The 18,137-nt window shown below is 32.1% G+C and carries 14 protein-coding genes; all 14 read left to right on the top strand.

Annotation, left to right across the window (positions count from 1 at the left end; all coding sequences use genetic code 11):
• Positions 1–12 precede the first annotated feature (12 nt).
• The 14 genes from ACNQGD_RS12915 (at position 13) to ACNQGD_RS12850 (ending at position 18,059) form a co-directional block, all read left to right on the top strand.
• On the top strand, positions 13–2,442 hold the full coding sequence (locus tag ACNQGD_RS12915; protein WP_417999567.1) for a response regulator: 2,430 nt from the start codon (positions 13–15) through the stop codon (positions 2,440–2,442).
• Between the two features lie 205 nt (positions 2,443–2,647).
• Positions 2,648–6,823 (top strand): CheR family methyltransferase, encoded by a 4,176-nt coding sequence (locus ACNQGD_RS12910; protein ID WP_417997309.1) that lies wholly within the window; start codon positions 2,648–2,650, stop codon positions 6,821–6,823.
• Positions 6,824–7,047: 224 nt separating this feature from the next.
• The gene (locus tag ACNQGD_RS12905) at positions 7,048–7,878 is read left to right on the top strand and encodes an ice-binding protein (RefSeq protein WP_417999566.1); all 831 of its coding nucleotides are present in this window, start codon (positions 7,048–7,050) and stop codon (positions 7,876–7,878) included.
• 1,225 nt (positions 7,879–9,103) lie between these two features.
• Positions 9,104–9,748 carry a hypothetical protein gene (locus ACNQGD_RS12900; RefSeq protein ID WP_417995378.1) on the top strand — a complete coding sequence of 215 codons (645 nt, stop codon included), beginning with the start codon at positions 9,104–9,106 and terminating at the stop codon, positions 9,746–9,748.
• Between the two features lie 169 nt (positions 9,749–9,917).
• Positions 9,918–10,694: a ferritin-like domain-containing protein gene (locus ACNQGD_RS12895; protein WP_417995377.1), complete on the top strand. Its 777-nt coding sequence runs from the start codon at positions 9,918–9,920 to the stop codon at positions 10,692–10,694.
• 33 nt (positions 10,695–10,727) lie between these two features.
• Positions 10,728–11,528 (top strand): ferritin-like domain-containing protein, encoded by an 801-nt coding sequence (locus ACNQGD_RS12890; protein ID WP_417995376.1) that lies wholly within the window; start codon positions 10,728–10,730, stop codon positions 11,526–11,528.
• Between the two features lie 592 nt (positions 11,529–12,120).
• Positions 12,121–12,570 (top strand): ferritin-like domain-containing protein, encoded by a 450-nt coding sequence (locus tag ACNQGD_RS12885; RefSeq protein WP_417999565.1) that lies wholly within the window; start codon positions 12,121–12,123, stop codon positions 12,568–12,570.
• Between the two features lie 308 nt (positions 12,571–12,878).
• A complete protein-coding gene (locus ACNQGD_RS12880; protein WP_315207589.1) occupies positions 12,879–13,073 on the top strand; it encodes a hypothetical protein in 195 nt (64 codons plus the stop codon).
• A 351-nt stretch (positions 13,074–13,424) separates the two neighbouring features.
• On the top strand, positions 13,425–13,760 hold the full coding sequence (locus ACNQGD_RS12875; protein WP_417997312.1) for a DUF892 family protein: 336 nt from the start codon (positions 13,425–13,427) through the stop codon (positions 13,758–13,760).
• A gap of 325 nt (positions 13,761–14,085) precedes the next feature.
• Positions 14,086–15,174 (top strand): alkene reductase, encoded by a 1,089-nt coding sequence (locus ACNQGD_RS12870; RefSeq protein WP_417999564.1) that lies wholly within the window; start codon positions 14,086–14,088, stop codon positions 15,172–15,174.
• 58 nt (positions 15,175–15,232) lie between these two features.
• Positions 15,233–16,294, top strand: coding sequence for a class I fructose-bisphosphate aldolase (locus tag ACNQGD_RS12865; RefSeq protein ID WP_417999563.1), 1,062 nt, complete (start codon positions 15,233–15,235; stop codon positions 16,292–16,294).
• Between the two features lie 242 nt (positions 16,295–16,536).
• On the top strand, positions 16,537–17,010 hold the full coding sequence (locus ACNQGD_RS12860; RefSeq protein WP_417999562.1) for a Dps family protein: 474 nt from the start codon (positions 16,537–16,539) through the stop codon (positions 17,008–17,010).
• Positions 17,011–17,418: 408 nt separating this feature from the next.
• A complete protein-coding gene (locus ACNQGD_RS12855) occupies positions 17,419–17,802 on the top strand; it encodes a hypothetical protein (RefSeq protein ID WP_417995370.1) in 384 nt (127 codons plus the stop codon).
• A 35-nt stretch (positions 17,803–17,837) separates the two neighbouring features.
• Positions 17,838–18,059 (top strand): hypothetical protein, encoded by a 222-nt coding sequence (locus tag ACNQGD_RS12850; protein WP_417997316.1) that lies wholly within the window; start codon positions 17,838–17,840, stop codon positions 18,057–18,059.
• The last annotated feature ends 78 nt before the right edge of the window (positions 18,060–18,137 follow it).

The following is an 18,137-nucleotide window of genomic DNA, read 5'->3' as shown; positions in this document are numbered from 1 at the left end:
TTAAAATTGAAAATGAAAATAAATAGCCCTGTTAAAATTTTATTGGTAGATGATCTACCCGAAAATTTATTTGCCTTAGAAGTAATTCTTTCTGACGAAAATTATTTATGCGTAAAAGCAAATTCCGGTAATGAAGCCTTAAAAATTCTGCTGCATCAACAAGATTTTGCCATCATATTAATAGACGTGCAAATGCCGATGATGGATGGATTTGAAACCGTAGAACTAATTCGCCAAATTGAAAAACTTAAACATGTTCCGATAATCTTTTTAACAGCCAGTATGGATAATTCCATACAAATTTCCAAAGGCTATCAGGCTGGTGCTGTTGATTATATGATCAAACCGCTTTCACCAGAAATATTAAAAGCAAAAGTGGCTGTTTTTGTAGATTTGCATAAAAAAAATCAAGAATTATTAGTTCAGGCAGAACAATTGATAAAACTTAACACCGATCTTACTGCCCAAAAATTACTTTCTGAATATTCACTTAGTCTTATTGAAGCCAGCCATGATCCATTATTTGCTATTAGCCCTAAAGGAAAAATAACAGATATGAATAATGCATCGGTAAAAGTAACCGGTATATCACGTAAAAAATTAATTGGAACCAATTTTTTTGATTATTTCACTGAGCCACAAGAGGCCCGCGAGGTATATCAAAAAGTATTCGAAAAAGGATCTGTTTCTGATTCGCCACTAATACTTCGTCATAAAAAAGGAAAATTAATTGATGTATTATTTAATGGATCAGTGTATAAAGACGATAAAGAAAACGTGCTGGGAGTAGTAATTGTTGCTAGAGATGTTACTGAGCAAAAAAGAATCGCCAATGAATTAAATGAGGCTAAAATTTTTGCTGAATTAGCTACCGAAATTGCAGAAGAAGCAAAAATAAATGCAGAAAATGCCGTAAAAACAAAACAGCAATTCTTATCAAATATGAGCCATGAAATTCGTACACCGATGAATGCAATCATCGGATTTACAAAAGTGGTTCTCCGAACAGAAATAACAGATAAACAAAAAGAATATTTAAACGCAATAAAAATAAGTGGCGATGCCTTAATTGTGCTCATCAACGACATCCTAGATTTGGCAAAAGTAGATGCAGGTAAAATGACATTTGAGAAAACACCTTTCAAAATGAAATCTTCCATTTCAGCCATGCTTCATTTATTTGAGACAAAAATCCAGGAAAAAAACTTAAAATTAGTAAAAAAATACGACAATAAAATTCCTGATGTTCTGGAAGGAGATCCTATCCGTTTGCATCAAATTATTTTAAATTTAGTTAGTAATGCAGTCAAATTTACTGCTAAAGGACAAATCACTGTCAGCGTTGATTTATTGCATGAAAACGACTATCAAGTAATTCTCGAATTTGCCGTTACTGACACTGGAATTGGAATCTCCGAGAAAATAATAGGAACAATATTTGAAAATTTTCAACAGGCAACCAGCGAAACTTCGCGATTGTATGGTGGAACTGGGCTGGGACTTGCTATTGTAAAACAATTAATAGAACCACAAGGAGGTAGTATTCGAGTAAAAAGTACTATTAACAAGGGTTCCACATTTAGTTTCACATTACCTTTTCAAAAGACTGATGCTGGTGCAGAATTGGAAAATGAGTTGATCGCGTTAAATTCAGAAATGAAAAATATAAAAGTACTAGTAGTTGAAGATATTGCTCTCAATCAATTACTCATGAAAACACTACTAGATGATTTTGGATTTGACCGTGACATTGCTGAAAATGGTAAAATAGCTATTAAAAAACTTAAAGAAAAAGAGTATGATATCATTCTGATGGACTTGCAAATGCCAGAAATGAATGGATTTGAAGCTACAGAATACATTCGGAATACTATGAATTCAAAAATCCCTATTATTGCTTTAACGGCTGATGTTACTACAGTTGATTTAGCTAAATGTAAAGCAGTAGGAATGAACGATTATATTGCAAAACCAGTTGATGAAAGACTCTTATATAGTAAAATAGTGAACCTCTTAACAAAACCTAAACTTGCAGAAGTTACTGAGAATTTAGAACAAAAAAATAATTTAACGAAAAAAATAAAATATATAGATTTAGTTTATTTGAATCATAGAACAAAATCAAATCCAAAATTAATGATGGAAATGATTTCGCTATATTTAGCACAAACTCCACCTTTAATTAGTACAATAAAACAAAGCTTAGAGGATCAAAATTGGCAATTATTAGGAGCCGCAGCACATAAGATGATTCCATCTTTTTCAATAATGGGAATTAGTCCGGAATTTGAAAAAATGGCAAAAAAAATTCAGGAATTTTCGACAGCAAAAGAAAAAAATGGAGGAATACATGACTTGGTGCAACAACTTGAAGAAGTCTGTTTGCAGGCATGTACCGAATTAGAAGAAGAATTTCAAATCATTAAAAATGCCATACCATAAATGTTGTCAATCTGTTACCTGTTCACATTCCATAGCCATTTATGTAATAACTTATAAATCATTACTATTTTTAATTTTATAAAACATATTTTCTTACTTTTAAACAAATATTCTATCTCATTTTTTATCAATAAGGTATCGTGAAGTCCTGGATTTAACAAAAAATTGTAGTTAATCCTATAAATTATAATACATCTTTAATATTATGAAATTAGCTAAAAAATCCACGCCCAATAAATTAACACTGGAAAAAGAAGCCCCAAAAAAATCTTTTACTGTGGTAGCCATTGGTGCCTCGGCAGGAGGACTCGAAGCTTTTAGCATTTTATTAAAAAATTTACCTGCTGATACCGGTATGGCATATATTTATGTCCAACACCTAAGTCCTGATCATAAAAGTTTACTGACTTCCATTTTATCTAAGATAACTAAAATGAAAGTGCAGGAAATTGATAACATGGAAAAAATGGAACCCAATAATATTTATGTAATTCCACCAAATAAAGTTATTGAAGTAATTAACGGACATATACAATTGCTTCCCCGCATTAAAAAAAACATTCCTAATCTCACGATTGACTTTCTCTTTTCCTCACTGGCTGAAACCCATAAAAAAAATGTTATAGGCATAGTACTTTCCGGATATGCCAGTGATGGTATGATTGGACTTAAAGCTATTAAAGATGCTGGAGGAATAACTTTTGCACAAGATGATACGGCTCAAGCCAGCAGTATGCCCAAATCTGCTATTTCTTCAGGAGTTGTGGATTATATTTTATCCCCACAAGAAATTGCCTCCGAATTAGTTCGTCTCTGCAAAAATGGTTTTCCCAGAAATGATGGTGACGAAAAAAAGAAAGAAGTTGTTGTGCAAAATAATAACTTCGATATAAATACCATTTTTGAACTTTTACTCAAAGAAACCGGTGTAGATTTCAGCCACTATAAAATGCCGACCATAAAAAGGCGCATAAACCATAAAATGCACCAATATGGAATAAAAACAATACAGGAGTATGTAAAACTTTTGCTCAAAAAAAATAACGAAATTGAAATTCTTTATACAGACTTATTAATTAATGTAACTAGTTTTTTTAGGGAAACAGAAACCTTTCAATTTTTAAAAACTGATCTCTTAGCAAAACTTTTAAATAGCAAATCCTCTGACGAAACAATGCGAATATGGATTCCAGCCTGCTCTACAGGACAAGAAGCATATTCTATTGCAATGATTATAGTCGAACTGCAGGATAATAAACCAAACAAAATACCGATACAAATTTTTGCAACTGACCTAAGCGAACAGGCAATCAATAATGCCCGTAAAGGAGAATATAGTCAAAGTGAATTAGATTCTATTCCAAAAGAGTATTTGTCCCGTTTTTTTACTAAAGTAGGTGACAATTATCGCATTATTAAAGAACTCCGGGAAATGTGCATATTTGCACCTCACAATATTTTACGAGACCCGCCTTTTTCGCGTATGGATTTTGTTAGTTGTTGTAATCTTCTTATTTATTTCGATTCAGCCGCCCAGAAAAAAGTCTTTGCATCCCTACATTTTGCATTGAATGATGGAGGTTATTTAATGCTTGGTAAAGCCGAAAGTATTGGGACTTCATCTCAACTTTTTACTTTAATAAATAATAAATTCAAAATCTATTCTCGAAAAAATAATTTGGGTGTGAGAAAAATACTTGAATTAACACCTCGTTTTACGCGTACAAACATGTCAAGTAAAAAAACAAATACTCCTTCTAAAAACATAAGTGTAAACCAAGAAAATCTTGAAAACGCAATTGATTCAACGCTTCTTTCCAGTTATATGCCTGCTTGTGCAGTCGTCAACAAGGATATGGAAATCCTTCAATTTAGAGGGCCGGTATCCTCCTACTTAGAGCATGCTTCCGGTAAAGCCAGTCTTAATATTTTAAAAATGGCCCGGCCAGAATTTGCTTTTGAACTCCGTAATGCTATTACTAAAGCAATCGAAACAAAGCAATGCGTATCAAAATCCGGTATTGAAATAAAAATAGAATCCGTTTTACGATTCATGTCTTTTGAAGTTTGCCCCTTAAAAATTGATTGGGAAGAACCACTGCTGCTGATTGTTTTTAAACCTCAGGAACAAATCGAGAAATTTATTGAATCAGATTCTGACAAAAAACACACACTTAAAGACTTAAAAATACAAAAATTAACTGAGGAGCTGAATGTTACACGTTCTGAGATGATTGTTATCATTGAAACGCAAGAAACTATTTATGAAGAATTGCAGGCCGCAAATGAGGAGATCGTTTCCTCAAATGAAGAATTCCAAACATTGAATGAAGAGCTTGAGACCTCAAAAGAAGAAATTGAAGCCACTAATGAAGAGCTTATTTCTACTAATCAGGAATTACAAATGCGTCATGATTTGTTAATAGAATCGCATGAATATTCAGAAGCAATTATTGCCACTATTCATGAGCCAATGCTTATTTTGAATGAAAATTTTCATGTAATATCAGCTAATAAATCTTTTTATAAAAAATTCTTGGTTGATAAAGAAGAAACCGAAGGGAAATTATTATTTGATTTAGGAGATAAACAATGGAATATTCCAAAACTTCGTGAGGAACTAAATGAAATCATTTCCAAAAATAATAGTTTCGAAAATTTTGAAGTGACCCACACCTTTTCTGCAATTGGAGAAAAAATAATGTTGCTTAACGCTCATTTAATTATTCAAAAAACAAATAAAGAACAATTAGTTCTTCTTGCCATTGAAGACATAACAGATCGTTCTCGTTATTATCTTAAAGAAAAATATTCGCTTAGTCTTATTGAAGCAAGTCTTGATCCATTGACAACGATAAGTAATGAAGGAAAAATTACTGACATGAATCAGGCAACCGTGACTATTACAGGGATATCCCGTGAAAAATTAAAAGGGTCTGATTTTTTTGGATATTTTACGGAACCAGAAAAAGCCCGTGCTGTTTATCAGCAAGTATTCGCCAGAGGTTTTATTACCAATTCACCGCTCAGACTGCGTCATAAAAGTGGTAAATTAACGGATGTATTATTAAATGGATCGGTCTACAAAGATGATAATGGAAATGTGCTCGGTGTGGTTATTGTTGCCAGAGATATAACGGATCAGAAAAGAATTGAATCCGAATTAATAGAAGCAAAAGTATTTGCAGAGTTGGCCACTTTGATAGCGGAAGAAGCAAAAAGTAAAGCCGAAGAAGCCACACGAATTGCTGAAGATGCGATGAAAGCAAAACAACAATTTTTGTCAAACATGAGTCATGAAATCCGGACTCCTATGAATGCAATTATTGGATTTACCAAAGTGATCTTAAAAACCGATTTGTCAGATAAACAAAAAGAATATTTAAATGCAATCAAATTGAGTGGTGATACCTTAATTGCATTGATTAATGACATACTCGATTTAGCAAAAGTAGATGCCGGTAAAATGACTTTTGAAAAAAAACCATTCAAAATGGCCGTTTCCATAGCTTCAATGCTTCAATTATTTGAAACAAAAATTCAAGAAAAAAATTTAAAATTAGTCACAAATTATGACATAAAAATACCTGATGTTCTCTTAGGAGATTCTATTCGATTACACCAGATTATTTTGAATTTAGTAAGCAATGCCGTGAAATTTACTTCCGAAGGAAAAATTGAGGTGAATATTAATTTATTATTTGAAGATGAAGAAAAAGTAATTATAGAATTTGCAGTTACCGATAGCGGAATAGGCATTCCTGAGGACAACATTGATTTAATATTTGAAAATTTTCAGCAAGCTGCTAATGGAGCTTCGAGTCTTTATGGTGGGACTGGCTTGGGACTGGCTATTGTGAAGCAGCTAGTAACATCCCAAGGAGGAAATATTCGTGTCAAAAGTAAAATTAATGAAGGGTCTACTTTTAGTTTTACTTTGCCTTTCCAGAAAACAAAAATCCCTACTGAATTAGAAATTAATTCAGACGAAACACATATATCTCAAAAAAACATTAAAGTATTAGTTGTAGAAGATATACCACTTAACCAGCTATTGATGAAAACAATATTGGATGATTTTGGCTTTGAACGTGACATTGCTGAAAACGGAAAAATTGCAATCGAAATGCTACAAACCAAATCCTATGATATTATTTTAATGGACTTGCAAATGCCTATAATGAATGGATTTGAAGCCACAAAATACATTCGTAAAACTTTGAATTTAAATATACCTATTATTGCCTTGACTGCCGATGTTACAACAGTTGACTTGGAGAAATGTAAAGCCGTGGAAATGAATGATTATATCGCTAAACCCATTCATGAAGAACTATTATTTAATAAAATTATTGAGTTAACTAAAAAAACATACGAATAATACTGTATCTGACAAATATAACGGAGCCCGATTTACACAAATCCAGCACTATTAATCTTCAGGATCAAGAGCCTACGGATACGGTTTCTGATATTAAATAATTCTTTTTTTCTAATAAGGGGCTTAATGCTATAACTTTTGTCAGTAATAGTATAACATATTTAAAAATCAAGGGTTCATCTTTGTTTTGTGATAATTACGTCACTAATTAAACAAACGAAGTTATGAAATTTAAATATGCATTGCCTACTCTAGCGGCACTACTTGTAGTTTTTATGTCTAGTTGCACTAACGAAATAGCAGAGGACTTAACCTCTGATACAGCTGCAGTTGGAAAATCAGATCGTTCAGCTTCTGATATATATGCAGTTAATGAAACTTATAATACAGACTCAAAAATTAGTTCACTGACTGGAGTAAATCTTGGTATTGCTGGAGACTTTGCTATCTTGTCAAAAACAGGAATTACCGATGTATATAAATCAACCATTACAGGTGATGTTGGCTCAAGCCCAATAACCGGCGCCGCTATATTAGTTAGATGTACAGAAGTAATAGGAACCATATATACTGTTGATGCAGCAGGACCACTTCCTTGCAGTGTAACTAATGCGACAAAATTAACAGCAGGAGTTGGGGATATGCAAACAGCATACACTGATGCTGCCGGAAGAACTAACCCTGATTTTCTAAATTTAGGTGCAGGGAATATTGGCGGAAAAACACTTACACCAGGTTTATACAAATGGACAACTGCACTTAACATTCCAACTGATATAACTATTTCAGGCAGTTCAACTGATGTTTTTATTTTCCAAGTAGCAGGAACCCTTAAATTAAGTTCTGCTGTTAGAATGACATTAACAGGAGGAGTACAAGCTAAAAATATTTTCTGGGTCGTTTCAGATGCTGTTACATGTGGCACCAGTAGTCATTTTGAAGGAAACATATTAGGAATGACCGGTATCAATTTACAGACAGAGGCAACAATTAATGGAAGATTGCTGGCACAAACTGCTGTAACACTTCAAATGAATACGGTAAAAAAACCTTAATAAATGCAAGAAATAAAAATCTCAAAAGAGGCTCTTGTACTATAGGAGGGCACTGAAAAACTACCTATAAATAAAAGGGCTTAAACTTTAAATCAGTTTAAGCCCTTCTCTTTGCTATATTTTCATACTTAAAAGTTTTCAAACTTGATTAAGCGATTCTCAGAGCGTTTATTCCGTTTTCCCATCAAGATTTTGTAGGAATTTTTTCTAGCGAGACTTTTTCAGTGCCCTCCTAATCGGGCAGCCTTTTTTTTTCCTTATCCTGTTCTCATATAAACGCTGTTAACTAAATCATATTATTTAAGTAACAGCATTCATTACCATTTATGATCATCAGGGTTTGTAAAACGTTGCGGGCTTCCGAAAAGATTTTTTTTAAATGTACATACATGCCAGATTAAAACAATCTGACAACACTCTAACCGCATTTTAATGTCGTGTAAAAATAATAGCCTACCGATTATTGTTATGAATAAAATTGATTTAAGTGGGTTATAACGCCACGATTTGCTTTGGAAACGTGCGAGCCTGCATTTTCATAGATAATTTTACTCAGACCTCACAATCATGCACCTATATACTTGTGGGGCCTTTTTTAATCAAAACTTTTACAAAATATTAAAGCCCGTTAAAAGAATACCTACAAAATAACATACTGTTTACAGACAAAATATTAACAAAAGAACAACCCATAATTAATTTTTGCCTTAAAAAGTTAGACCTTAGTTTTGAGGTAGTTACCATTTTATACTGTGTTTTTTTGTTTTAAAACATATTTCATTGAAAATCAAACGAATACACAATTAAACGTTTGTTAAATTTTTATTAATATTTTGACAGTCAAGTACATACATATGTTATAATTTTCGTAATTTTAATTTTCAAAAAAAACTTCGTTAGAATAAGTGGAATTTGAGATGAGCTAAAAATAAGTTCATGTAAAATTTGAACTTTTGTCTGACAATTGATAATTTTTAAACAGAAGAAAAAAACGCTTGAAAACCCCAGATCGAGCTTAGCAAAACATAAGTATACAAAATTATCGCATTGCGGTAATGATTTGTTATTTACAAATTGGAGAACCGTTACCAGTTCTAAAGTAACCTATGCATAATAATATTTTTATACGTCAGTACAGGAAGTTATAAACCTACCTCAGTTAAAATTAAACGTAAGTATTTCAGATTTTAAGATAACATTTATAAACAATTTAAAAATACTAGAGATGAAAAACACAGTAGCAATTTTTTTACTGATTCTCTTATCAGGATTAGGAAATTTATCGGCACAGGACAAAATGACTAAATCTAAAAATGCAATGATGATGCCCGATGTAAAAAACTGGCCAGAAGCTTCGAGAATGGCGGTAAAAGAAATCACGGACAAATATGGCAAACCTGACGGTGTTACGAATAACGAATTAATTTGGTTGAAAAAAGGTGTTTGGAAAAAAATCTGCGTTGAAAAAAAAGAAAGTAAACACAGTTTTCCAATTGAGCATACTGATATGATGCAAACCACCATACATTATAAAGTGCCGGTAGATATAATGGACGAGCTTGGTAAATTCGATGGAAGTGTAACTTTTGACCGTACGCAAGGAACTATGAGTGCACGCTGCGATCTTGAAGGAAATAATTTCTTAGCGTTAAATTTAGCTAATGATATAATTATGGGTAAAAAATCTGTTGAAGAGGCACGAAAAGCATATGGAGATATTGTAAAAGAAAAAATGAATGGAGGTAATCCAATGTATATGCAAAAATTAACTTTTGTAGTGCAGGAAAACACTGCAGATGCCGATATAAATACTACTGGATTGACTAAAGAGGAAGTCATGAAGAATATGAAAAAAACAGATGAAAAATAAACGAATTATAAATCAATAACCAATCACATAAATTTAAACTTATATAAATAATTATATTTCTAACCCGTTGGACTGTTTTAATTATTTAAGTTTTAATAATCTTCCCAAAACTAAAACACCTACTACATGATTAATTAATTTTATTGTTAACCTTTTAATTGTTTAAATTATGAAAAATGTAGTTAAAATTCAAAAAGTAGACCCTTCCTTGACAGACAGGAGGAAATTTCTCAAAATCAGTGGACTCACTATTGTGGGTACAGGCTTATTATTAGCCGGCTGCACTAAAGATGATGACAGTATGCTTAGCCCTAATGATAGCAGCTTAACATCAAGATTTGGTGGAGGTCATTTTCCTGGGATAAAAGGTGGTGTATTTGATTTAGGAGGAAATGATTTAGGAATATTAACCTATGCCTATGCTCTGGAACAATTAGAAGCCGATTTTTATACTAAAGTCGTAAATGCTAGTGGATTTACAACAAATTTTACCCCCGAAGATCAGCAGGTGTTGACTGATTTGTACTATCATGAAGTCATACACAGAGAATTCTTTAAAGCGACCTTAAACGCAGCACTTCCAAACCCAAAAAAACAATTACTTCCTGAATTAGCCTTTGATTATGGCGGTTTAAATTTTAGTAGTCGAAGTCAGGTTTTAGCTACAGCTAAAGCATTAGAGGATACTGGAGTTGCAGCATATAATGGTGCGGGAAGATTAATCACAAATCCTGAATATTTGCTGTTAGCTGGAAAAATAGTTTCGGTAGAAGCGAGACATGCTTCTGCGATCAGAAGTTTAATTAATCCCAATTCCAAAGATTTTGCGGGTGATGATGTAGTAGATCCTACAACTGGCCTGGATGTTAAGAAAAATCCTTCGGAAGTCCTCGCCATTGCTGATGGATTTATTACAACTCCATTCACTGCATTATACTTACCGTAAACAATTAACAATTAACATTTAAAAATAGAAATTATGAACATATTAAAATTTATAGAGTCTTTTGCTAATGAAGATTTAATGCAAAGTAAAGGCTCCAGAAGAGAAAGTTTTGGACAATTTGGTCAGTTGGGAAAAAATTTAGCTTTGGCATCTATTCCATTTGGATTGTCAACATTTACCAGTTCTGCCTATGCTGCGGACATCAGCCCAACGCCAAGCACCCCAACTGGTGCTCTACAACTTGCTCTGACATTAGAATACCTGGAAAAAGAATATTATCTCCTAGGATTACAATCGGGAGTTATCCCTACTGGCGGAAGAGATGAAAAAGTTTTTATGCAAATATCAGACCATGAAACAGATCATGTTACGTTTTTAATAAACGCACTCGGTGGCCCTGGAAGCCCGAATGTTGTTGTAAAACCGACATTTGACTTTACCGTTGGCGGACTTTTTCAACCCTTTAGTGATTATGCGACATTTTTAGCATTGGCACAAGCTTTTGAAGATACTGGCGTACGAGCCTATAAAGGTCAAGCCGGAAATTTAATTTCAACACCTGATTTGCTGTCTGCAGCTTTACAGATTCATTCAGTTGAAGCACGTCACGCCTCTGAAGTAAGACGATTACGCGGACAAAAAGGATGGATTATTCGCAATGATCGTGGCGGTTTACCAGTACAGGCCCAAGCTGTATATAATGGAGAGGAAAATACAAATCAAGCAGGCTTTAATACGGCAGCTTTATTTGGTGTTGATGCTGGCACAGAATCATTTGACGAGCCGCTATCAACTCAGGAAACGGTTTCGATAGCAAATTTATTTATTGTTTAATAAAATTTGTGACTCTAATTTAAAAACCATCTAAAATGAATTTAGATGGTTTTTTATAATTATAGACTTTTATGAAAATTGTTTTTCACAGACAAATAAGCATTGTCTAATAAGTAAATGCTATTTTCTATTTTTCTTGTTAACATCAAAAAAGAAGTCCTGTTTAAATGCTGTTAAACTATTCTAAAAATGGACTTAACTTTCTAAAAATAAAGTACTTAACTCTATATTGTTAAATTTATTTTATACCTTTAATTTTCAAAAAAAATAAAGGAAAACTAAAATAAACATTCCCGTAAATACAAACCTAAATTTTAGGGCATAAGGGATTGTTAATTAATAAGTAATAAAGAAAAGATGCTTTAAAACTCCAAATTTAACTTGGTAAAACTAATATAGGGTCTGAAATTAATGGAGATTTTTATTCCTACATATTTTATAAATATCCTTATTTAGTTTTATTGCCCAATTATAAATCATTTTTTAAAATTCTTAGATGGTTTAAAATTTTCTATAACTTGATTTAAAAATAAATAATAATAATAATAATAATAATCTGAATTCTTAAATATAAAATTTAAAACATAAAAAGATGGATACTGAAAAATCAATTGACGTACTAAATTCCCTAATCCAAATCAATAACGATAGAATTGAGGGATATGAGACCGCTTCAAAGGAAGCTGAAGAATCAGACTTAAAAATATTGTTCTCTCATTTTACTGAAACGAGTCTAAAATGTAAAGCTGAACTTGTCGCAGAAGTAGAAAGATTAGGTGGAAAACCCACAGAGGGAACAACTACATCAGGTAAATTATATAGAGTATGGATGGATATAAAATCAGCTCTTACCGGAAGCGACAGAAAAGCTATAGTTAACTCCTGTGAATATGGAGAAGATGTTGCAGTTCAAACCTATAACGATGCATTGAGTCATAATAAGGATCTAACTCCAGAACAAATAATGATGATAAAAGAACAACATGATGCTATAAAAGCAAACCATGATAAAATTAAAAATTTACGGGATTTGATGGGTTAGTCAAGTAATGATTTATATTAAAAAAATATGCGGTAAAATAAAGCGTTTTCTCCGTATATTTTTTAATACTACTCTTTCATTAGGGCATGACTTTACTGATATTGGCTATTTTAAGTGTGTGAATGATGTAACTTTTACTGACAATTATGTAACACTTTTCGAGTCTAACCAAAATACATTTGCTTTGTAATTGATTAAATAACAAATGTTTGAAAAAATAAAACTCAAAGCATTTTCTTTTAATTCAGTAGACTTCGAAAGTTAAGCCTGAAAATAAGTTACAAAATTAATCTTAAAAAAATAAAATTATGAATCTTAAAAGAATCTTTGGAGCATTACTTACGGCACTTGGAATAGGTGGACTTATTTATACTGCAATATTATTTGCTGGAACATCTGGCGACATGACAGATGTTAAATCATTAATTATTTACGGTGTACTTGGAATTATTTTCTTCGTTTCAGGAATCAGCTTGGTTCGTACAACAAAAGACGAATCATAATTATAATTCTGTTTTCCTTACTATTTTTGATGCTCAATACCTTTCAAATGAGAAACAAAATAATTTAGATTACCTTTTTATGTTTATTTTCTTGATAATATATTAAAAATTCCTCGAACGAATTAAAACTATAATCGTTATAATTCATAATACCACTAACTTCTCTCTTCTTTTTTATAACAGTCGAGAGAAGTTATTTAATACGATACAAAACACCTCATTTTGTCAATCAATTCCTTCTTCTATTAATGCATCTGTGAATATTACAACTCATTCAAAAAATTATGTAATGAAATTTAGATTTAAATACAGAACTTTACTTAACAAGTTTAAACAATTAAATAGAAACAGATGAAAAGTACAACCACCAAAACAATTAAAAAAGTAAAGTTGCAAAAAGGTAAAGGAAATTCAGAAAATACTGTACCCGAGAGAAAAGAAAATTGCCGTAACGTTTATGTAGAGGAATTAAAAGAAATCTACTTTAATGAAAAAGCATTAATACTATCCATTCCTGTAATGATTAAGAATGCAGCTACTGATGAATTAGTAGATGCGCTCAAAATACATTTGCAATTTACAATGGATCATCTAAAACGCTTAGAAGATTTTTTTTGCTCTATAGGCGAAACCGATATTATACTAAAATATGACGCAATGTATGGGTCAATTACCCCAAGAGAATAAATAAATTAGTAAAAGTCCCTAAGCATACAGCAATACTGCTATTTTTATTTTGTTAGATAGTCTATTTTCTGGTTGGCCAAGTTGACGAAATAGCATCAATAACATAGGGGTTTTAAAACCAGTCGCCTTAGACCAACAAATTATACACGAGCTTGATGCTGTTAATCAGAACATTTTAAAAGGCAAAAGAATCTAACTTAATTTTTGAGATAAATTTCACAATAAATTCATTTAAAACATCTTACAATTTTATCTATTTCGTTTTCCTACAGACAAATCATTACATATAATTATCTTTATATCAACTTTTTAAGGTTTAAAAAACATGAAAACAAATCCATTATTCACACCAAAAAAAATAGGCGCTATAGATTTAAAAAATCGAATTGTTATGGCACCCATGACTCGATGTAGAGCAATTGGAAACGTTCCTAATGATTTAATGGCAAATTACTATCAGCAGCGAGCTAGTGCCGGATTGATTATAACCGAAGGAACTTCACCGTCTCCTAATGGTCTTGGATATGCTCGAATTCCTGGAGTTTTTACTTCGCAACAAATTGAAGGCTGGAAAAAAATCACTAGTGCAGTTCATGAAAAAGGAGGTACAATAATCATTCAATTAATGCACTCCGGAAGAATCAGCCATCCGCTTAATATGTCTAAAGAAGCTCAAATACTAGCTCCATCACAAGTAAAAGCAGCCGGGCAAATGTGGACAGATTCACAAGGACTTCAAGATTTTATAGTGCCAAAAGAAATGACCGCTCAAGACATTTTAAATGCAAAACAAGAATATGATACCGCAGCAATAAATGCTGTATTAGCAGGATTTGACGGGGTCGAATTACACGCGGCTAATGGGTATTTACTAGAAGAATTTCTTTCCCCTGTAAGTAATATAAGAACCGACAGTTACGGTGGAAGCATTGAAAACCGATGTCGTTTTATTATTGAAGTTGTTACTGCTGTGGCTCTGTCCATTGGAAAAGAAAAAACCGGTATTCGTTTATCGCCTTACGGAGTAGCAAGTGATATGCCACATTATCCTGAGATAGATGCTACTTATGATTATTTATCTAAAGAACTCAACAAGCTAGGCATTGCATACATTCATCTTGTGGATCATTCTGCTATGGGAGCACCAGAAGTTCCCTTGGAAATTAAAAAATTAATCCGTCATAATTTTAAAAATACCCTAATCCTTTGTGGTGGCAATAACAAAGAAAGCGCTGAAGAAGCTATTGAAAGCGGACTGACTGATTTAGTCGCTTTTGGTCGTCCGTTTATAAATAATCCTGATTTAGTGGAACGATTTGAAAACAATTGGCCTTTATCTCAAGACCTCAATATGGATTTATTTTATACTGCTGATGAGAAAGGTTATACTGATTATCCCGTATACAAAGGCTAATAAAATAATCTCATTAGGTACTAAAACATTTTTTTTGAAGCATTCTAAATGAAAGAAAATGAAAGCCATAGCCCAATTATTAGCTTTATTAGGTAATGAAAAAGACTTTTTATTGAATCATGTTTGTAAAGCAATTTCCAAAGATCAAATTCATTTGCCCAATTCTTCTTTTATAGATACCGTTTTTTTACCAAGTAATCGAAACGGACAAACGCTTCGAAGTTTGACACAATTATACCATCATGGCCGACTTTCGGATACAGGTTATGTTTCTATTTTACCCGTAGATCAAGGAATTGAACATACTGCCGGAAGTTCATTTTCTCCAAATCCCATTTATTTTGACCCAGAAAATATTGTGAAATTAGCTATTGAATCAGGTTGCAACGCAGTAGCGTCTACTATGGGAGGACTTGCAATGTTATCGAGAAAATATGCGCATAAAATTCCATTTGTGGTAAAAATTAATCACAATGAACTCCTTACCTATCCCAACAAATACGATCAAATACTATTTGGGAGTGTTCGAGACGCTTGGAATATGGGAGCTCTAGCTGTAGGTGCGACAGTTTACTTTGGTTCTGCCGAATCTGACAGGCAAATTATGGAAGTAGCAAAAGCTTTTGAAGAAGCGCATAATTTAGGTATGGCAACCATTCTTTGGTGCTACTCAAGAAATGATGGATTTATTAAAAACGGCGTCGATTACAATACCGCTGCTGATATTACCGGTCAAGCCAATTACTTAGGTGTTTCTATTCAGGCTGATATCATTAAACAAAAGTTACCTACAAATAATGGTGGTTTTACTGCGATAAAATTTGCAAAAACAAATCCAGATATGTATTCCAAATTAGCCAGTAATCATCCCATTGACTTGTGCCGTTATCAGGTAATGAATTGTTTTTCTGGCCGTATCAGCATGATTAATTCCGGAGGTGAATCAAAAGGCAAAACTGATTTGGTCGAAGCCATAAAAACTGCCGTTATAAATAAACGAGCTGGTGGAGCTGGAATGATTATGGGTCGAAAAGCTTTCCAGCGCCCCTTTGGCGAAGGCGTAAACCTCATAAATGCTGTTCAGGAAATTTATCTGGCTAAAGAAGTTTCTATTGCTTAAAACATCGATTTACAAATTAATAAAAAGCTACACAAAGAATCTAAAACATTGATTATAAATATTTTAATTAAATTCAAGGTGTGAATCATGTAACTTATTTTTACAATTTTATAATACTTTTGGAAAGGAATAAAATCACCTTTGTACTGTAGAATACTTTCTTACTTATTGCATATAATTTCAAAAAAATATATAAAGGCATTAAAAAGTAGCAATCATTTAAATAATAAAATATAGAAAACATGAAACTACAAATTGGAATTTCACAAGAACATTTAAAAAATAGCATTTCTATCCTATCGTCAATTTTAGCGAATGAAATGACACTGTATGTTAAATTACGAAAATTTCATTGGAATGTTTCCGGCGAAAGTTTTATGGAATTTCACAAACTATTTGAAAACCAATACACACAACTGGAAGCTTCAATAGATGAAATTGCAGAACGCATCAGCAAATTAGGAGGAAAAACTATTGGGACAATGAAAGAGTTTTCAGATTTAACCATAATCAAAGAATCGCCTAATCATTACCCATCTCAAAAAGAAATGGTTAAAGAATTACTAGAGGATCATGAAACAGTTATTGTTCATCTTCGAAAAGATGTTGACACAACGGCTGAAGAAAATAAAGATGCCGGCACGGCTGATTTCCTTACAGGTTTGATGCAAGCACACGAAACAATGGCTTGGACACTAAGAAGATATTTAGAATAATAAAAAACATAAAAAATGGAAAATTCAGAAAACGAAGCTTATTCAGCGTCAAAAAGTCATTGTAGAGTTGGTAAAATAACTCCTAAAGAAAGTGAAGAAGATAAATCTACAACAAAAGTAGATTCATAAAAATAATAAAGATAAGTTGGTTTTTTTGGGTTTGGTTAAGGGCTATTGTTTTTACAATAGCCCTTTTTTGTATTATAATTATTACTGTTTAAGAAGGGATTGTGTCAATTGTTTATTCAAATTAATCTTGATTGGTAATGCAATTTAAAAAACATGTAAATTATATAACCTTTACCCAAAGTAATGTAATGTTTTTTAGAATTAAATAGCTGAACTTTAATATATTATAATTTAATTAATTATAAAAACACTTATATCACATACCACAAAAAAATAATCATGAAAACAACCAAGAAATTAGGCATTTGGATGGATCATTCCATAGCTCATGTTATGGAATTTACTTCTAAGCATTTTGAAATAGAAACTATTGAATCTAAACTTAGCAATAAAGATAAAATTGCATGTTTAGCAACATCTGAAAACTCAAATTTCAGTAAAGAGAAAAAACAACTCTTTGAGTACTATAAAAAAATTGGAGAAACCATTAAAAACTATAAACGCGTAATTCTCTTTGGACCAAGTGATGCAAAAATAGAACTGTTTGATCTTTTAAGTGAAGACATCCGTTTTTTAAAAATTAAATTCGAAATTAAAAACACTGATAAAATGGACGAAAATCAGCAACATAATTTTGTAAAAGAATACTTTTCACAAGCATAATTAAAATTATATATCAATTAAAAAATTTTAAAAAAATGAAAATAAGAACTATAGGAATCGCTATAATTATTTTAGGAATAATAATGTTATTGTATACCAGTTTCAATTATGTAACTACTGAAAAAGTAGTTGCTATTGGTCCAATTCAAATCAACAAAGAAGTTAACCATCCAATAAAATGGTCTCCAATTATAGGAGCTGTACTTGCTATAGTAGGTGTAATTTTAATCGTAGCGAGCAATAAAAAAGAAAGCTAATTCTGATACATACAAATTCAAGTTACTGAATGTGTGAATAATGCAATATTAAATAATAGTTATGTAACACATTTGTTT

Source organism: Flavobacterium glucosi (assembly GCF_048286535.1).
In the GTDB taxonomy this organism is placed as follows: Bacteria; Bacteroidota; Bacteroidia; order Flavobacteriales; family Flavobacteriaceae; genus Flavobacterium.
The sequence above is the reverse complement of the archived record's forward strand: the minus strand, read 5'-3'. Positions and strand labels throughout refer to the sequence as shown.